Genomic DNA, 17,687 nt, shown 5'->3' on the forward strand with positions numbered 1-17,687 from the left:
TGTGGAACATGACCCAGCCCACCGAGACCACCGACGCAGGCCCGTCCGCGGGCTTCCTCGCCGAGGTCAAGGACGCCGTGACCACCCGGGCAGCCCTGCTGGTCCTGGGGGTGCTGGTCCTCCAGCTCGCCTTCATCACCTCGTACATCGGGGCCTTCCACCATCCGAAGCCCAGCGAGATCCCGATCGCCGTGACCGCCCCCCTCGCGCCGGTGGCCGAGCAGACGGCGAAACAGCTCGGCGCCCTGCCCGGCGAACCGCTCGACCCCAGCGTGGTCAAGGACGAGGCCGCGGCCCTCGACCAGGTCAGGCACCGGGACGTCGACGCCGCGCTGGTCGTCGACCCGGGCGGCACGACCGACCGGCTGCTGGTCGCCTCCGGCGCCGGCGCCTCGCTGTCCCAGGCCGTGGAAGAGGTCGTCGGCTTCGTCGAGAAGACCCAGGGCCGGACCCTGCGGGTCACCGACGTGGCCCCGGCCGGCAAGGGCGACAGCCGCGGCCTGAGCTCCTTCTACCTGGTCATCGGCTGGTGCGTGGGCGGCTACCTGTGCGCCGCGATCCTCGCGATCAGCGCCGGCGCCCGGCCCGCCAACGGACACCGCGCCGTCATCCGGCTCGGCGCACTGCTCTTGTACGCGCTCGCCGCCGGGCTGCTCGGTACGGTCATCGCCGGCCCGGTCCTGGGCGCGCTGCCCGGCAACATCCTGGGCCTGTGGGGGCTGGGCACCCTGGTCGTCTTCGCGGTCGGCGCGGTCACCCTCGCCTTCCAGGGGCTGGCGGGCGTGATCGGCATCGGCCTGGCGATCCTGCTGGTGGTGGTGCTCGGCAACCCGAGCGCCGGCGGCGCCTACCCGTACCCGCTGCTGCCGCCGTTCTGGAGCGCCATCGGCCCGGCCCTGCCGCCGGGCGCCGGTACGTATGCCGCGCGCTCCATCACGTACTTCCGGGGGAACGGCGCGGGCGGGCCGATGCTGGTGCTCGCCGCCTGGGCGGTGGCCGGCTCGGCGATCACCCTGGCCTGCGCGGTCTTCCGCAAGGCCCGCCCGGACCTTGCCCCTGCGGGCGGCTCGGCGGCGTGAGGGTTGCCCTGCCGGCGGCTCGGCGGGTGCGAAGCGGCGGGTTGCCCTGCGGGCGGCTCGGCGCGACTTCCAGCGGGCTTGGCGGCGGAGGTCGGTCCGCGGTGCCGCGCCGGGGTGTCTCCTCGGCTCGCGCCTGCGGGCACGTCACGGCCCTATGGCCTGGGTTGCGCGCTCGTCCTGCGGGGACACCCCGGCACGTCCCCACTCCCCTTGGCCGGACGCGCCGCGTCCGGGTCCTTCATTTCGCACCGGCCGGCTTTCTCAATTCGACGCGCAAAAGCGGAAGCATCCGTGCCGAAAAAGTCCTTTCCGGTCGGGCCGAAGGGGCGTTCACGCCCGTTCACCCCCCAAGGGACCCTTCTTGACCTGGGCATATACCAGGGGCCCGAAAGCCGCCACGCTCTTGTGAAGGCTTTCACAATAATTTCGCACGAAGTGCGCCCTACCGCGCTCCTCCCCCAGCGAGCACAATCTCGGTGACGACTCGCACCGATCGTGGAGGAGGGAGCGCGTGCGCAATCAGGTGCGCACAGCGGACGGCCGCGACCTGACCGTGGAGCGCTGGGGCGATCCCGACGGCAAACCCGTCTTCCTGCTCCACGGAATGCCCGGCAGCCGCCTGGGTCCCGCCCCCCGGGGGATGGTTCTCTACCAGCGCCGCATGCAGCTCATCGCCTACGACAGACCCGGCTACGGCGGCTCCGACCGTCACGTGGGCCGCACCGTCGCCGACGTGGCCCAGGACGTGGCCGCCGTCGCCGACGCCCTCGGCCTGGACACGTTCGCGGTGGCCGGCCGCTCCGGCGGCGCCGCCGGGGCCCTCGCCTGCGCCGCCCTGCTCCCGGACCGGGTCACCCGCACCGCGGCCATGGTCGGCCTGGCCCCCCGGGACGCGGAGGACCTGGACTGGTTCGCCGGGATGGCCGCGTCGAACGTCAAGGAGTACACCACCGCCACCACCGACCCCGAGGAGCTGGCGGCCCGCCTGATCCCCCGCGCCGACGGCATCCGCAAGGACCCCGGCCGGCTGCTGGACGAGTTGCGCCGGGAGCTCACCGACAACGACCGCATGATCGTCTCGGATGCGGGCCTGCGGTCGATGCTGCTGCGGAACTACCGTGAGGGGCTGCGCCATTCGGCGTACGGCTGGATCGACGACGTCCTCGCCTTCAGCCGCCCCTGGGGCTTCGACCCGGCCGACATCCGCTGTCCGGTGCTGATCTGGCACGGGGAGCTCGACGTGTTCTCCCCCGTGGGCCATTCCCGCTGGCTGGCCCGCCGCATCCCGGGGGCCACCACCGCCATCGAGCCGGCCGCCGCGCACTTCGCGGCCCTGCGCGCACTGCCCGACGTACTCAACTGGCTGCTGCGCGAGCTGCCCCTCCCGCCTCTCAGCGAACAGCAGCCGGCCTAGTGCTGTGGCCGGCCCGGCCGGCCAGGACGCCGAGCACCTCGCCGATGCGCGCCCGGACCTCCGGGTCGGCGACCGTCCCGTCCCGGCCGGACATCGCCCCGGTCACCGGGATCCGTACGCAGGCCTCCTCCACCACCGCGGCGCCGGTGTAGCCGAGGACCGTGCGCAGCGTGGCCTCCGCGCCCCCGCCGCGGCCCGGGGCGGCCGCGTTCACCCAGCCCACGGGCTTGTCGCCGATCTCGGTACCGCCGACGGTCCAGTCCAGGAGGTTCTTGAACGATCCGGGCAGGGTGCCCGCGTACTCCGGGGTGCAGACCAGGATCGCGTCCGCCCCGGCGATCGCCGCGCGCAGCCCGGCCACCGGTGCGGGCAACGGGTCCGTGTCGTCATCGGGGTTGAAGTGCGGCAGCGTCGCCAGCCCGTCGTACAGGCGGGTGCGCAGGCGGGCGGGGGTCTCGGCGGCGACGGCCCGGGCGGTGCGCAGCACCGCTTCGTTGGAGGAACCGGCGCGCAGACTTCCGGACAGCAGGAGGATCAGGGGCGGCGTGGTCATCCGGCCAACCTACCGAGGCGGATCCGCCCAGGTCGGCGCCGGGTGGCGGCGCTCGCCCGCCCCGGGCGGACCCGGGTGCGGCTCGCGGCCGGCTCCCGGCCGGATCCCCGTCCGGATCCCGGCCCGGGTCCGCCGGCGGAAGAAATGGATCTTGCCGTCCGGCGAACGGCCGAATAAGCCACGTCGAGAATTACCCCGGGCTCGCCATAGAACGGTTGACCAGGCGTCATGTCTCGGTTGCCAATGGGGTGTGGCCGAGTAAAGTCCACGCTTGACGGCAGCGCGTCGCTGTTGTCATTCACATGCCCATTCCACATGGCTTCCCCGAGGACGGTGTCGTGAACACTTCCGCAACCCCCGCGACCAGCACGATCAAGGCCCGCCGGATCCCGCTCGGCAAGATCGACGTCCACGCCGCGTCCGCGGCGGCGACGCTCGGTCGCGTACTGCCGGCTGAATCCGGTCGTCCGGTTCAGGCACCGATCTTCAACTCCGCGCTCTGACGCCGAAGTAAGCGCTCTAGACTGGTGGAATGACCGGCCTGATCGCATTTCGCGAGATCGTCCTGAAAGTTCACAGCAGATGCGATCTTGCTTGTGATCATTGCTATGTCTACGAACACGCAGATCAGAGCTGGCGAGCCCGGCCGAAAGTGATCTCCCCCGAGGTAATTTCGCATACCGCGTCGCGGCTCGCCGAACATGCCCGTGACCATGCACTCCCCTCCGTCACGGTGATCCTCCATGGAGGGGAACCCCTGTTGGCCGGCACGGCCCGGCTCCGCCTCGTGTGCGAGGAGTTCAGCCGGGCGCTCACCGGAACCGCAGACCTCGACCTGCGGATCCACACCAACGGCCTCCAGCTCAGCACCCGTTACCTCGACCTCTTCGACGAGTTCGGCGTCCGGGTGGGCATCTCCCTCGACGGGGACCGCGCCGCCAACGACCGCCACCGCCGCTTCGCGGACGGCCGGACGAGCCACCCGCTGGTCCTGGCGGCCGTCGCCCTGCTCCGCTCGGAGCCCTACCGCCACCTCTACCAGGGCCTGCTCTGCACCGTGGACGTGGCCAACGACCCCGTGGCCGTCCTTGACGCGCTCGTCGAACTCGAGCCGCCGCGCGTGGACTTCCTCCTTCCGCACGCCACCTGGGAGACCCCTCCGGTCCGCCCCGACGGCGCCCCCGACGCGTACGCCCGCTGGCTCCTGCGGATCTTCGACCACTGGGAGCGCCTCGGCCGCCCGGTGCCCGTACGGCTCTTCGAGTCCCTGCTCTCCACCCTGCGCGGCGGCCCCAGCCTGACCGAGTCGCTCGGTCTCGCGCCCACGGACCTCGTCGTCGTCGAGACCGACGGGACCCTGGAGCAGGTGGACTCCCTCAAGAGCGCCTTCGAGGGGGCCGCGGCCACCGGGTTCAACGTCTTCGACCATGCGTTTGACCAGGTCGCGGCCCATCCCGGGGTCCGTGCCCGGCAGCTGGGCCTCGCGGGCGTCAGCGACTCGTGCCGCCGGTGCCCCGTCGTACGTTCGTGCGGCGGCGGCCTGTACACCCATCGCTACCGCGAGCGGAACGGCTTCGACAACCCTTCCGTCTACTGCACCGACCTGCGCGAGCTCGTGGAGGGGGTCGAGGGCCGCACGGCCCTGCGCGAGACCGCGCCGCAGCTCTCCGATCCGGCCGAACTCGCCCGTTCCCAGGAGGAGCTGACCCGGATCCTGCTGGCCCGGCTCCACGCGGACCTCGGCGCCGAGCCCGGCTGGGCACGCGCCTGGGAGCTGCTGGCCGCCGTGGAGCAGGCCGGGGAGGCGGGTGCGGACGCGCTGGACGCCGTACTGGACCACCCCTTCACCCGGACCTGGGTGCTGGCGTCCCTGGACGCCGCCCGGGAGGGCCGCCAGGACGGGCCGGAGGCGGCGCGCAGGCTGACCGCGCTGGCCGTCGCGGCCGTCCTGCGCGGCGGGCTGGACCTGCCGGCCGAGGTGGCCTACCGGGACGGGGAGGTGTACCTGCCGACGCTGGGGCTGTTGCGGCTCGGGGAGCCCGGCACGGAGGGCCGGGCCGTGCTGCGCGTCACCGATGAGGGGTACGCGGTACGGGACGGGCGCACCGAGCACCGCTTCGGGCCCGCCGCGGGGGACGCGCGCTGGCAGCCCGTACGCACCTGGTCGCCCGGGCCGGACGCGGCCCCGGTGGCGCTGGAGGACCTCGACCCGTACCGCAACTGCTTCCCCCGCCCGCCCCGGCTCCGGCTCGGCGCGGGCGAGGCCGAGGAGTGGCGGGGCAGGCTGGACCGGGCGTGGGCGCTGCTGCACAAGGCGGTGCCCGGGTTCGCCCGGGCGGCGGCGGCCGGTCTGACCACCCTGACCCCGCTGGCGGGCGGTCCGCGGGCGGGCGGCTGGGGCGAGGCGGGCCGGCACGGTCCGGGGGCGCTCGGGGTGCCGTACGCGGCGGGGGTGCGGGAGACCGCGCTCGCGCTGCTGACCGGGCGGCGGCGGACCCGGCTGCGGGCCCTGACCGAGGTGGCCGACCTGTACGCGCTGGACGGGGAGTGGCAGCACCCCTCGCCGTGGCGGGAGCGGCCGGTGCCGGTGTCGCGGCTGCTGGCCGACGTGCACGAGCGGGTGGCGGTGGAGGCGTACCGGCGGGCCACCGCGGCCCCCGAGCCGGGTGGCGCGGACCGCATCCACCGGGCCCTGGACCGTCTCTCGGAGGCGGCCGAGCTGACCGTCACCGGCAAGCGCCTCGTCGCGGAGCTCCGCTACGAACTGAAGGCGGTCGACGCGTGAGCGCCACCACCACCGGTGCCGGCACCGGCACCGGCACCGGCACGCTCCAGCTGGCCGTGCAGCTGCGGCTGCTCGGGGTGCGCCCCGGGATGCGGCTCCTGGTGCACGCCGGCCTCGGCGGGACCGGGCTGCGCGCCGAGCAGCTGCGCGACGCCCTGACGGGGGTCCTCGGTCCGCGCGGCACCCTGGTGGTCCCGGCGTTCACTCCCGAGAACTCCAAGACCTCCAGTGCCCATCTGGAGCGGATCGCCGGTCTGGACGAGTCCGGGGTGCGGGCCTTCCGGGAGCGGATGCCCGCCTTCGATCCGGCGAGCAGCCCGAGCCAGGGCATGGGCTCGCTCGCGGAGGCCGTGCGCACCGCGCCGGGCGCCGCGCGCAGCGCCCATCCGCAGACGTCTTTCGCCGCCCTCGGCGCGGACGCGGAGCGGCTCTGTTCCGGGCACCGCCTCGAAAGCCACCTGGGTGAGGAGTCGCCGCTGGGAAAGTTGTGCTGGGAGGGCGGTCAGGTACTCATGATCAATGTGGGGTTTTCGGTCTGCACGGCTTTCCATCTCGCGGAGTACCGAATTCCGAAGCCCCCCTTGCGCATGTACGAGTGTGTGGTGAAGGTGAACCTTCCGGAGCGGCGAGGGAGCGGGCGGGAGGGGGCGTGGACCGCCTACGAGGACGTCGCGCTCGACGACGGGGATTTCGCGGAGATCGGCGGGGCGTTCCCGGATTCCCGGGTCCGCAGGGGGCGGGTGGGAGGGGCGGCGACCATGCTCTTCTCCCTCCCGGATGCCGTTGACCACGCCCTTGACTGGATGACCGAAAACAGACGCTGATTGACTGAACGATGAGGGGATGTGGCGAAGCAGCTCCGGAATGATGTTTCTTCGCTCGCAGCTTCGGGACGGGGGGCGTGTTGCCCGCATCAGTGCACCCATATTTTTTTCTCAGTTATGCGCACACACCGAGATTCGGGGCCGGGGGGCCCGACCCCGACATGTGGGTGGAGCGCCTCTTCCGCGATCTCTGCGGCCACGTCATGGCGCTGACGGACCTGCCCGCAGGCGCCGAGGCCGGCTTCATGGACCGGGAGATACGCAGCGGCGAGGGCTGGTCGGAACGGCTCGGCGCGGCGCTCGCCACCTGCCGGGTCTTCGTCCCCCTGTTCTCGCCGCGGTACTTCGCCAGTGAGATGTGCGGGAAGGAATGGTTCGCCTTCGCGCACCGCGCGATCCAGCACGGCGCGGCGAGCAACGAGCGCGCCGAGGCCATCGTGCCCGCGTTGTGGGTGCCGGTCCCGCCCTCCCAACTGCCCGGCCCGGCAGAGCGGTTGCAGTTCAACCACAACACCTTCGGCGAGCGCTACGTCACCGACGGCCTGTACGGGCTGATCAAACTGCGCGGATACGCCGAGCAGTACGAGCGGGCCGTCTACGAACTGGCCCGGCGCATCGTCCGGGTCGCCGAGACCGTCCGTCTCGATCCCGTCCGCCCCATGGACTACCGGGTGGTGCCCAGCGCCTTCGGCCCCTCCGGCAGCGCCGGCGGCGGTCCCGCCCGCACCCTCCACGTGACCGTGGCGGCCGGATCCCGGCACGATCTGCCGGACGGCCGGAGCCCGGAGTACTACGGGGAGAGCGCCCTGGACTGGAATCCGTACCATCCGGTGTCCCAGCGGCCGATCGCGTACGTCGCCGAGGACGTGATCAAGAACCTCAACTACCAGACCACGATGTCCTCCTTCGACGACGAGGCCGGTCACTTCGACAGCAAGCAGCCTCCGACCCGGCCGGAGATTCTGATCGTCGACCGCTGGGTGGTGGAGGACGAGCACCGCCGCCAGCGCCTGGCCGCCTTCGACCAGGAGTCCCGCCCGTGGATCAACGTGGTCGTGCCGTGGAACCGCTACGACCACCAGAGCCGGGCCAAGGAAGCCGAGCTGGCCCGGCGGCTGGAGGAGACCCTGCCCGTCAAGATGAGCCAGGGCCGAGCGGCCTGCCGGGCCGCCGCCAACGGCGTGGCCAACATGGAGACCCTCGGACAGATCCTGCCCCAGGTGGTCGAGGCCGCCGCCCAGCAGTTCCTCAGACACGCCCAGGTCTACCTGCCGGCCGGCAACACCCACACCGAACGCCCGCGGCTGATCGGGCCGATGGGGATGAGCGAGCCGTCCGCACCGCCGCGGGCTCCCTTCCCGCCCGACGCCTACGACGCGTACGACGCCCACATCGACGGCAACGACAGCAACGACACCGACCGGGGGGACGCGGATGACAGCGAGTCGTGACAGCAGGGACACCCGTGACGGACGCATCGTCACCTTCTACTCGTACAAGGGCGGCACGGGCCGCACCATGGCGCTCGCCAACACCGCCTGGATCCTCGCGGCCAACGGCAAGCGGGTCCTCGCCGTGGACTGGGACCTGGAGGCCCCGGGCCTGCACCGCTTCTTCCACCCCTTCCTGGACCCCTCCACGCTCGGGGCCACCACCGGGGTCATCGACCTGATCAGCGAATACGCCTGGGCCGCGACCAGCCCGGTGCAGCGCGCCGACGACTGGCACAAGGACTACGCGCGGATACAGCCGCACGCCGTCTCGCTCACCCCGGAGACCCTCGGCTGGGAGTTCCCGGACGGCGGCACCCTGGACTTCGTCTCCGCGGGCCGGCAGAACCGCGAGTACTCCGCGACCGTCTCCACCTTCGACTGGGACAACTTCTACGACCGCCTCGGCGGCGGCCTCTTCTTCGACGCCCTGCGCGCCGACATGAAGGAGAACTACGACTACGTCCTGATCGACAGCCGCACCGGACTGTCCGACATCGCGGACATCTGCACGGTCCACCTCCCGGACGTCCTCGTCGACTGCTTCACCCTCTCCGACCAGTCCATCGACGGCGCCGCGTCGGTGGCCCGTCAGATCGACGAGCGGTTCAACGACCGCGGCATCAAGATCTACCCCGTCCCGATGCGCATCGACGAGGGCGAGAAGGAGAAGGCCGACGCGGGCCGGGCGCTGGCCCGGATCAAGTTCGACCGTTTCCCGGGCGGTCTCGTCGGGGACGAGCTCACCTCCTACTGGGGCGCGGTGGAGATCCCGTACCGGCCCTACTACGCCTACGAGGAGACCCTGGCCACCTTCGGCGACGAGGCCGGGCTCACCAACTCCCTGCTCTCCGCCTTCGAGCGGCTCACCGCCGTGGTCACCGAGGGCGAGATCACCTCCATGCCGGTCATCGGCGAGGAGGTCCGGCTGCGGATCAGGGACGCCTTCACCCGGCGCCGGCCGGCCCTGCCCGCCGACCTGTTCCTCTCCTACGTCGCCGAGAACCGGATGTGGGCCGACTGGATCGAGTCGGTGCTCACCCGGGCCGGCTTCCGGGTCGTGCCCAAGGACGTCTCCGCGGAGCGGGCCCCGGTGACCGCCGGCTCCGGGGACACCCTCGGCGGCGGGACGGGCATCAGCATCGACACCGCCGCCCGGACCGTGGTGCTGCTCTCCACGGCCTACCTGAAGTCCGCCCGGGCCGTGGACGTGTGGGAGCGGGCGGCCGCCGAGGACCCGACCGGGGGCCGGCGCCAGCTGGTCCCGCTGCGGGTGGGCGACGTACGGCTCTCCACGCCCTACATCGACCGCAACCCGGTGGACCTCTTCCGGCTGGACGAGGTGCACGCCACCACCGCCCTGTTGCGCGCGGTGGAGCGGCCCATGGCCCTGCCCGACAGCGTCAACAGCGCCTCCCAGCCCGGCCCCCGCTTCCCGGGGACCGTCCCGAAGATCTGGAACGCGCCGCCCCGCAATCCCGGTTTCACCGGGCGCAGCATCGTGCTGGAGCGGATGCGTGACCAGCTCGGCGGCGGCATGGCCGTGGTGCTGCCGCAGCCGCAGACCCTGTTCGGGCTCGGCGGCGTCGGCAAGACCCAGGTGGCACTGGAGTACGTGCACCGGTTCATGGCCGACTACGACCTGGTGTGGTGGATCTCCTCGGAGCAGACCGACGACGTGGTCGCGGCCCTCGCCGAGCTGGCCGTACGCCTCGGTGCGCAGACCGGCGAGGACATGGCGGCCGCCTCCCAGGAGGCGATCGACCTGCTGCGGCGCGGGGTGCCCTCCTCGCGCTGGCTGCTCGTCTTCGACAACGCCGACGATCCCGAGACGCTCAAGCGGTTCTTCCCGCCGGGCGGCCCGGGCCACGTGCTGGTGACCTCCCGCAACCAGTCCTGGTCGCAGTACGGCGACGCGCTCCCGGTGGACGTGTTCCTGCGCGAGGAGTCCATCGAGCACCTCCAGCGCCGGGCCCCGGGGCTCAGCAAGGAGGACGCCGAGCAGGTGGCGGTGGCGGTGGGCGACCTGCCGCTGGCGGTCGAGCAGGCGGGGGCCTGGATCGCGGAGACCGCGACCCCGGTGGCCGCGTACATCGAGCAGCTGGCCCAGCAGGCCGCGAGCGTGCTGGCCCTGAACCAGCCGCCCGGCTATCCGGAGCCGGTGGCCGCCACCTGGAACATCTCCATAGAGCGGCTGCAGTCCCGCTCCCCGGCGGCGGTCCGGCTGCTCCAGCTGTGCGCGTTCCTCGCGCCCGAGCCGATCTCCGCGAACCTGCTCTACAGCAAGGAGATGATCGACGCCCTCAAGCCCTACGACTCCTCGCTCCAGGAGAAGCTGGTGCTCGGCCGGGTGATCCGGGAGATCGGCCGGTTCGCGCTGGCCAAGGTCGACCAGGTCAGCAACAGCATCCAGGTGCACCGGCTGGTGCAGGCCGTGATCCGGGCGCAGCTGACCGAGGAGGAGCAGCGGGAGGCCCGCCACGCCGTCCACCGGATCCTGGCCGGCGCCCGGCCGGACGACGACGAGCCGATCGACAACCCGGAGACGTGGCCGCGGTTCAACACCATCTGGTCGCACCTGACCCCGTCCGAGGCCCGGTACTGCAAGGAGCCGGAGACCCGCCGGCTGCTGATCGACCGCGTCCGCTACCTGTGGAAGCGCGGCGACTTCAAGGCCGCCTACCAGCTCGGTGAGGAACTGCGGGAAGCCTGGAAGGAGATGCTGGGCAACGACGACCTGCAGTACCTGTACCTGCGCTTCCACCTGTCGAACATCCTGCGTTCGCAGGGGCGGTTCGTGGAGGCGAAGGAGCTGGACGAGGTCACCCTGGAGCGCCAGCGGGCGGTGCTGGGTCCCTCGCACCCGCACACGTACATGACCATGAGCGGTCTCGCCAACACGCTGGGCGCGCTGGGCGACTACACGCAGGCGATGGAGCTGGCGACCGACGCCCACGAGGGCTTCAGCCAGATCTTCCACGAGGCGCACCCGCGCACGCTGGCCGCCGCGAACAACCTGGCGCTGAACCTGCGGCTGGTGGGCCAGTACACCAGAGCCCGCGAGATCGACCAGGAGGTGCACGACCTGCGCACGGAGGTGCTCGGCCCGGAGCACCCCTACACCCTGTCCTCCGCGCAGAACCTCGCCCGCGACCTGCGCGAGGTGGGCCGGTACGAGGACTCGGTGCAGTTGCTCAGCCGGACCTACGAGACCTACAAGCGGACGCTGGGGCGGGCCTTCCCCGGCACCCTGGCGGCCGCGAAGAACCTGGCGGTGTCGCTGCGCCGGGCGGGCCAGCTGGAGGACGCGCTCCGGCTGACCACGGCCACCCGGGCCCGCTACCGGGCCAAGTACACCGCCGTCAACCCGGACCTGCTGTCCTGCGAACTGAACCTGGCCTCGGACCTCTTCGCGACCGGGGATCCGGGCGGGGCGCGGGACCTGGCGCAGGAGGTGGTGGACGAGTACATGAAGGTGCCGGGCGAGCGGCACCCGTACACCCTGGCGGCCGTCAACAACCTGGCGGTCTTCCACTGGGGCACGGGCGCGGCGGAGACGGCGGAGACGATGCTGCGGCAGACGATCCGGCTGATGCGCGACGTCCTCGGCGACAACCATCCGCACACGGTCTTCGCCCACCTCAACCTCGCCAACACCCGGGCCGATCTGGGTGATCCGGAGGGCGCTCTGGAGCTGGAGCGGCTCGCGGTGATGCGGCTGCGCGAGGCGCTCGGAGGGCACCATCCCGAAACCCTGGCGGCCGGCTCCAACATGGCGGTCAGCCTGGACTCGCTGGGCCGCAAGGAGGAGGCGGCCCGGTTGCGGGCGGAGGCGGTGGCCGAGCTGAGCCGGCTCCTCGGCGAGGACCACAGCCTGACCCGGTACGCCCGTGACGAGCGGCGGATCCATCGCGATCTGGAGCCTCTCGCCGTGTGATTCCACGGAGGGCGGCGGGGGGCCCGCGACCGCGGGCCTCCCGCCGTCCGCCACCCGACAGCAGGGGGGCGCTGTGACCGACAGCATGACTTTCCGAAACGAGGACCTGCCGGCCCTCTTCCACCACACCGACCAGGCGGCGATCTCCCGGCAGCGGGAGTCCACCCAGGCCACGCGCGCCCAGCTGATGCTGCTCGTGGCCGCCGCGGGGGCCGCGGCCCTGCCCTCGGGCCCGAAGCTGGGCTCGCTGTACCTGTTCGGGCTGCTGAGCGTGCTCGCGTACGCGGGGGTGCTGGGCGTGGGCATGCGGGCGACCCGGCGCCGGGCCCGCCCGCAGTGGCAGCTCAACCGCAGCGCGGCGGAGTTCATCAAGTCGCTGGCCTGGCGCTACGCCGTGCACGGGGCGCCGTTCGGCAGCGAGGTCGCCGCTCCCGAGGCGACGTACCGGACCCGGCTGGAGGCGGGCCTGGCCGAGCTGCGGAAGATGGGCTGGGAGGATCCGCGGACCGCCGGGACCGTGCCGGAGGGCGGGGAGATCACCGGCGCGATGCAGCGGCTGCGCGGCATGGACTACCAGGCGCGCCGCGAGACGTACGTACGGGACCGGCTGATCGAGCAGCGCAACTGGTACCGGCGGCGGACGGAGGTGTCCCGGCGGGCGACGAACCTGTGGTCGTGGACGATCGTGCTGCTGACCTGTCTGGCCCTGCTGTTCGCGCTGCTGGGGTCGTTCGGGTCGGGGCCGGGGCCGAGGCTGACGGCGCTGCTGAGCGCGGCGGCGGCGGCCGGCATCGCCTGGAACGAGGTGCGCCGCCATCATCCGCTGATCGAGGCGCACACCCTGATCGAGCAGGACCTGGCGGCGATGATGGTCGTGATGCAGACGACCATCACCGAGTCCCAGTGGCCTTCGTCGGTGTACGAGACCGAGCGGTACGTCTCGCCGCAGCACACCGACTGGCTGGCTCGGCACAGCAGTTGAGACCGGTGGGGGGCGTGCCGGCGGGGGCGTGGCTCAGTCCCTGGACACGCCCTCGCACCAGATGACGGTGACCGGTTTGCCGAGCGCCCGCGCGTAGGCGACGATCTCGCCGGTGCCGCCGTGTCCGCGGGCGGGCTGCCCGTCCCAGACGGCGACGAGGCGGTCGCAGGAGTCGGCGATGTAGGTGCCGGCGGCGTAGTAGGCCTCGTCCGTGGAGCGGGCGAAGTCCATCCGGATCTCCTGCGTGGCGCGGCGCTTGAGCCGCCGGTAGCGGGCCAGGGCCTCGGCGCCCTCGAAGCCGTCCTCGTAGTCCCCGCTGGGGATCACCACGGTCAGTCCCGCGCCGTATTCGAGCGCGATGGCGGCGAACATCTGGTCCGCCCCCTCGGCGAGACTGGAGAACGCCTCCAACGGTCCTTCGTGGGCGCCCAGTACGGCGCGCAGACCGTTCTCCACATGGCCGAGCAGCGCATCCGGAATGGACCGGTGCCCGGTCACGCCGATACGTTTCATGCAGAAACCTGCCTCCCCCGCGGACACGCACGCCTGGACATCCTCCCAGAAGGCGGGAGGACGTCCAGGGGTGCGACGGGGGTGCGTGAGGCACCGTCAGTAGACGCTGACCCCGTAGGCGTTGAGGGCCTCGACCACGGGCTGGAAGAAGGTCGTACCGCCCGAGGTGCAGTTGCCGCTGCCGCCGGAGGTGAGGCCGACGGCGCGGGTGCCCGAGTAGAGCGGGCCGCCGCTGTCGCCGGGCTCGGCGCAGACGTTGGTGCGGATCATGCCGTAGACGATGTCGCCGTTGCCGTAGTTCACGGTGGCGTTGAGGCCGGTGACCCGGCCGCTGTGGATGCCGGTGGTGGAGCCGCGCCGGGTCACGGACATGTTGACCGTGGCGTTCACGGCGCTGGTGATGTCCTGGCTGCCGACGGTCCCCGGGGGCACCGGTGTGTTGCTCGCGTACTTGATGAGGCCGTAGTCGTTGGTCGGGAAGCTGGAGCCGGTGGTGGTGCCGAGCACGGTGGTGCGGGCGGAGTTGGTCCACCAGGTGCCCGCACCGTCGGTGCAGTGGCCGGCGGTCAGGGCGTAGTAGTTGGCGCCGCTGCGTACGTTGAAGCCCAGGGAGCAGCGCCAGCTGTTGGCGTAGATCGCGTCGCCGCCGGAGGCCAGCTTGGTGAGCTTGCCGGGGGTGCGCTCGATGCGCAGCGCTCCGGCGTCCGCTCCGGCCTCGCGCTTGATTCTGTCGATGGCGGCGGCGGAGACGGTGGAGTCGGCGGTGACCACGAGGGTTCCGGTGGCGGGGTCGGTGTGCCAGGCGGTGCCTCCGACGTTGGCGCGCAGCACGGATGCGCTGGCCGACGCGAGCCGGTCGGCGCTGAAGCCGCCGCCGTCCTGGGGGTCCGCGGTCGCCGCCGTGGGGACGGCGAACGCTGCGGCGGCGGCCAGGCCGGTGGCCGCCGCGAGCAGCCTGGTACGGGTCATGCGCTTGATCCTCACTTCTCGTCCTCCTGGAGAGGGTCGGGGGCCCGGCGGATGTGGGGGTGCCCGAGCCCGTGAGGCGCAGCCGGGGGCACGGAGGGCGCATGAGCTTTGGCCGTGTCCCTGACAAGCGCTGTCGGGAGTGTCCTGTCGTCAGATACCGGTCGCAAGAGCGGCTTTCAGCCTTCGCTCGCCCGCCGCCACCTCGAAGGGCAGCGTGTTCCCGGGCGGCGGGAAGGGACGGACGAAGTGGTCCGCGAAGGCGCAGGGGGGCAGCAGAGATCGGTTGAAATCCACGGTGATCGCCCCGCCCGCGCCCGGTATGCCGGGCCGCAGGAAGCGGAAGCGGTGGCCGGAGCGTCCGCCGGTGGCATCGCCGAAGACGGCCCGGAGGCTGCCGTCGTCGTCGACGGCGACCTGGAGGGTGTGCTCGGCACCCTGGAAGGGGGAGGCGGGTTCCCCGCCGAGGCCGAGCCCGCGGGCCCGTCCGTCGGCGTTCTCCACCTGGACCCTCCGCTCCTCGGCGTAGGGCGTGCACCGCCCGCGCGGCGCGGAAGCGGGGTCGTACGGGGTGGCCACGACGCCGGCGAAGACCCGGCGCGCCTCGGAGGCGGGGTCGAAGACGCGGACCGCCCCCTCCCCTTCGCGACGGATCACCACGATCCGCACGTCCCCGGCGGAGAGCCGGGAACACGCGGGCGGGGCCTCGTCGGCAGCCCGTACGGCGTCACCGGTGAAGGGCTCGCCGTCGAGGCGGAGGCCGTCCTCGGCGGCGGCGTGGAGCGTCACGCCGCCGTCGGTCACGCGCCGGCGGCCCGGAACGGCCGGAATTCGACCTTCCGGGTAGTCGGCGAGCCTGGGGGTCCCCCCGGACGGAGTCCGGGGGAGGGTGCCCGTGAGCGCGAGGGGGCCGTAGGGGGCGGACACCGCCGCGGCCCTGCGCTCGTGCCATGTCCGCCAGGCGGCCTGCGGATCGTCTGCGTCGTCGCTCATCCCGCTCACCCCTTCCACGCGGGTCCGGACGGGAATCCCCTCGTACGCCGTCCGGACCTGCCCGTGGGGCCTGAAAGAGCCTCAGCAGCCGTCGCAGGGACAGCAGCAGCAGTCGTCGCATCCACAGTTGCTACAGCAGTCACAACCGTCGCAGCAGTCCCCGGCGTCACAGAGCGGTTCGCGCCGCTCCCGCGACCACGGGCCCTCGTACTCCGTACAGCACATCTGGCAGGTGCAGAACAGCCCGAGGGCCACCGCACAGCCCGCCAGCAGCCCGCGGCGCGGCCGCTGCGGGGGCAGCCCTCCGCCACCACCACCGCCGCCGGGCCCCATGGGCGGAGGCATGCCCGGCCCGCCGGGCGCCTGGGGCGCGTTCGGGGCGTAGGGATTGCCCCCGTACGGATTCCCGCCGTGCGGATTCCCGCCGTACGGGTTCGCGCCGTACGGGCTCTCCACCGTCGGCCCGCCCGCGTACGGGTTGCCGCCCTGCCCCGTGGAGGCGGTCGCCGTGTGGCCGCACGCGCTGGTCCCGAAGGCCCGGTCCACCGAGGTGCGCAGCTCGTGCACGAGCAGCCGGTGGGCGAGCCCCGCGTCCGCGAACTCCACCTCGCGCAGGGCGAGCCGGATCCCGTGCAGGGCGTCGTCACAGAGCCGCCGGGCCTCGGCGAGCGGGGTCCCGGTGGCGGTGAGCGGGTTCCAGGCGCCCGCGGCGGCGTCGGCGCGCCGGTCCTCCACGGCGTCCAGCAGGTGCGCGAGCCGGCCGAAGTACCGGCCCGCCTCGGCCAGCGCGGGGGCGTTGCCTGGCCGTCCGGCCAGCTGCGCGGTATGGGCGAACGCGGCGGCCGTCGCGGTCTCCGTCGGCTCGGTCACCACCAGCACGGGCGTGCCGGGGCCCGCCAGCGCCTCGATGCCGCTCTGGCGGTCCACCGCGTCGACGAGCACCGCCGTGTCGAAGCCGAGCGAGGCCCCGGTGCGGGCACCGGCCCGGTCCCAGCCGCGGGCCACCCTGCGCGCGGCCGCGGCGACGGGCGCGCGGGCCAACAGCCCGTCCCGGTCCGCCACGTGGTCGCGCACCTTCGCGGAGGCGAGGACGAGCGAGACGGCGGCGGCGAGCCGCGCACCCTCGCCCCGGGCGACCGAGGCGGTGCGCATCCCCCGCAGGGGACAGGGCCCCGCGGTACGCCGGGCGCCGGGCGCGGGACCCGACTGAGCCTCCGTCAGAACGGAGACGAGCAAGCCGTCGTAGTTGGTGACGATCCGGGCGAACTGTCCGTGGTCTCCCCGAAGTGCCAGACACAGCCCGCAAAGATGGGCCATCCACTCCGCTTTGAACCGCTCCCCCAGCCGGTGCGTGCAAGGTCTCACGATGCCGAACAAGCTGCTTCCCCCGTGTGTCGTACGCCTTTCCCGCCGGGCATCGTAGCGAGCCGATTCGTTCACTCGAACGTCCCCATCGCTCACCCGCACGGCGGAAGTGGTCGTATTTTCACTCAGTCAGCAGTGGTAGCCACCAGGATCCTTGACCGTGCAACGGATGTTCTGCACCAGTACCGTCACGAAACCTCTGCGCGGCGGCTATCCACTTGGCGCGTTGTCAGCATCATGGACGAGCATAGGGGCAGCGGAGAGAAGACAGACTGACCGCGGTGAAAGGAGGCAGTCCATGGGTTCGGTGCGCAAGGCGAGTGCCTGGCTGGGTCTCGTGGAGGACAGCGACGACGAGCGCTACTACGACGACGACTACGCGGAGGCCCCCCAGGGTTCGGTGGCCGGTCCCGGCGAGCAGTGGGTCACCGACCCGCGGGTGCGGGTCGCCTCCGAGTCGGCCGTCGAGCACGGCCGTCGGATCGCGACGGTCACCCCGGACGGCTTCCGTGACGCGCGCGGCATCGGAGAGCTGTTCCGCGACGGGGTCCCGGTGATCGTGAACCTGTCGTCGATGGACCCGGGCGACGCGAAGCGCGTGGTCGACTTCGCGGCCGGCCTGACGTTCGGGCTGCGCGGTTCGATCGAGCGGGTGGCGACCAGGGTCTTCCTGCTGACCCCGGCCGACACCCAGATCGTGAGCGGCGAGCCCGGCGGCCGCTCGCGCGACTTCTTCAACCAGAGCTGAGCCGGGGGCACCTCTGGGGGTACCCCCGGACGGAGTCC

Annotated in this window: 14 protein-coding genes; 9 read left to right on the forward strand and 5 right to left on the reverse strand. The window is 72.5% G+C overall.

Going from position 1 to position 17,687, the window contains the following annotated elements:
• Positions 1-8: 8 nt before the first annotated feature.
• Positions 9-1,079 (forward strand): DUF3533 domain-containing protein, encoded by a 1,071-nt coding sequence (locus ACZ6JT_RS27805; protein WP_469213820.1) that lies wholly within the window; start codon positions 9-11, stop codon positions 1,077-1,079.
• Positions 1,080-1,590: 511 nt separating this feature from the next.
• Complete coding sequence (locus ACZ6JT_RS27810; protein ID WP_469213821.1) at positions 1,591-2,493, forward strand: alpha/beta fold hydrolase; 903 nt, start codon at positions 1,591-1,593, stop codon at positions 2,491-2,493.
• Here ACZ6JT_RS27810 and ACZ6JT_RS27815 read toward each other — a convergent pair.
• A complete protein-coding gene (locus ACZ6JT_RS27815) occupies positions 2,471-3,046 on the reverse strand; it encodes an NADPH-dependent FMN reductase (RefSeq protein ID WP_469213822.1) in 576 nt (191 codons plus the stop codon). The two genes, ACZ6JT_RS27810 and ACZ6JT_RS27815, sit on opposite strands and share 23 nt — an antisense overlap.
• 338 nt (positions 3,047-3,384) lie before the next feature.
• Here ACZ6JT_RS27815 and fxsA point away from each other — a divergent pair, with 338 nt between their 5' ends.
• The 6 genes from fxsA (at position 3,385) to ACZ6JT_RS27845 (ending at position 13,064) form a co-directional block, all read left to right on the forward strand.
• Complete coding sequence (gene fxsA, locus ACZ6JT_RS27820) at positions 3,385-3,549, forward strand: FxSxx-COOH cyclophane-containing RiPP peptide (RefSeq protein WP_469213824.1); 165 nt, start codon at positions 3,385-3,387, stop codon at positions 3,547-3,549.
• Between the two features lie 29 nt (positions 3,550-3,578).
• A complete protein-coding gene (gene fxsBH / locus ACZ6JT_RS27825; RefSeq protein WP_469213826.1) occupies positions 3,579-5,831 on the forward strand; it encodes a radical SAM/SPASM protein FxsBH, inactivated beta-hydroxylase extension form in 2,253 nt (750 codons plus the stop codon).
• An 89-nt stretch (positions 5,832-5,920) separates the two neighbouring features.
• Complete coding sequence (locus tag ACZ6JT_RS27830) at positions 5,921-6,655, forward strand: AAC(3) family N-acetyltransferase (protein ID WP_469213933.1); 735 nt, start codon at positions 5,921-5,923, stop codon at positions 6,653-6,655.
• 92 nt (positions 6,656-6,747) lie between these two features.
• Positions 6,748-8,106, forward strand: coding sequence for a TIR-like protein FxsC (locus ACZ6JT_RS27835; protein WP_469213827.1), 1,359 nt, complete (start codon positions 6,748-6,750; stop codon positions 8,104-8,106).
• The gene (gene fxsT / locus ACZ6JT_RS27840) at positions 8,090-12,082 is read left to right on the forward strand and encodes an FxSxx-COOH system tetratricopeptide repeat protein (protein ID WP_469213828.1); all 3,993 of its coding nucleotides are present in this window, start codon (positions 8,090-8,092) and stop codon (positions 12,080-12,082) included. Before ACZ6JT_RS27835 ends, fxsT begins: the two co-directional genes overlap by 17 nt.
• Positions 12,083-12,167: 85 nt before the next feature.
• Positions 12,168-13,064, forward strand: a complete 897-nt coding sequence (locus ACZ6JT_RS27845; RefSeq protein WP_469213830.1) for a DUF4231 domain-containing protein — start codon at positions 12,168-12,170, stop codon at positions 13,062-13,064.
• 33 nt (positions 13,065-13,097) lie between these two features.
• Here ACZ6JT_RS27845 and ACZ6JT_RS27850 read toward each other — a convergent pair whose 3' ends face one another.
• From ACZ6JT_RS27850 to ACZ6JT_RS27865, 4 genes are all read right to left on the reverse strand, one after another.
• Positions 13,098-13,577: a hypothetical protein gene (locus ACZ6JT_RS27850; protein WP_469213831.1), complete on the reverse strand. Its 480-nt coding sequence runs from the start codon at positions 13,575-13,577 to the stop codon at positions 13,098-13,100.
• Between the two features lie 96 nt (positions 13,578-13,673).
• Entirely contained in the window at positions 13,674-14,561 is an 888-nt protein-coding gene (locus ACZ6JT_RS27855) for a S1 family peptidase (protein WP_469213832.1), read from the reverse strand.
• A 135-nt stretch (positions 14,562-14,696) separates the two neighbouring features.
• Positions 14,697-15,536, reverse strand: a complete 840-nt coding sequence (locus ACZ6JT_RS27860; RefSeq protein ID WP_469213834.1) for a DUF1684 domain-containing protein — start codon at positions 15,534-15,536, stop codon at positions 14,697-14,699.
• An 81-nt stretch (positions 15,537-15,617) separates the two neighbouring features.
• Entirely contained in the window at positions 15,618-16,913 is a 1,296-nt protein-coding gene (locus ACZ6JT_RS27865; RefSeq protein WP_469213836.1) for a DUF5685 family protein, read from the reverse strand.
• Positions 16,914-17,199: 286 nt separating this feature from the next.
• On the opposite strand from ACZ6JT_RS27865, the gene ACZ6JT_RS27870 reads away from it, so the two are divergent.
• Positions 17,200-17,649, forward strand: coding sequence for a cell division protein SepF (locus ACZ6JT_RS27870; protein ID WP_351294569.1), 450 nt, complete (start codon positions 17,200-17,202; stop codon positions 17,647-17,649).
• The last annotated feature ends 38 nt before the right edge of the window (positions 17,650-17,687 follow it).

Source organism: Streptomyces sp. NPDC046308, from assembly GCF_055588065.1.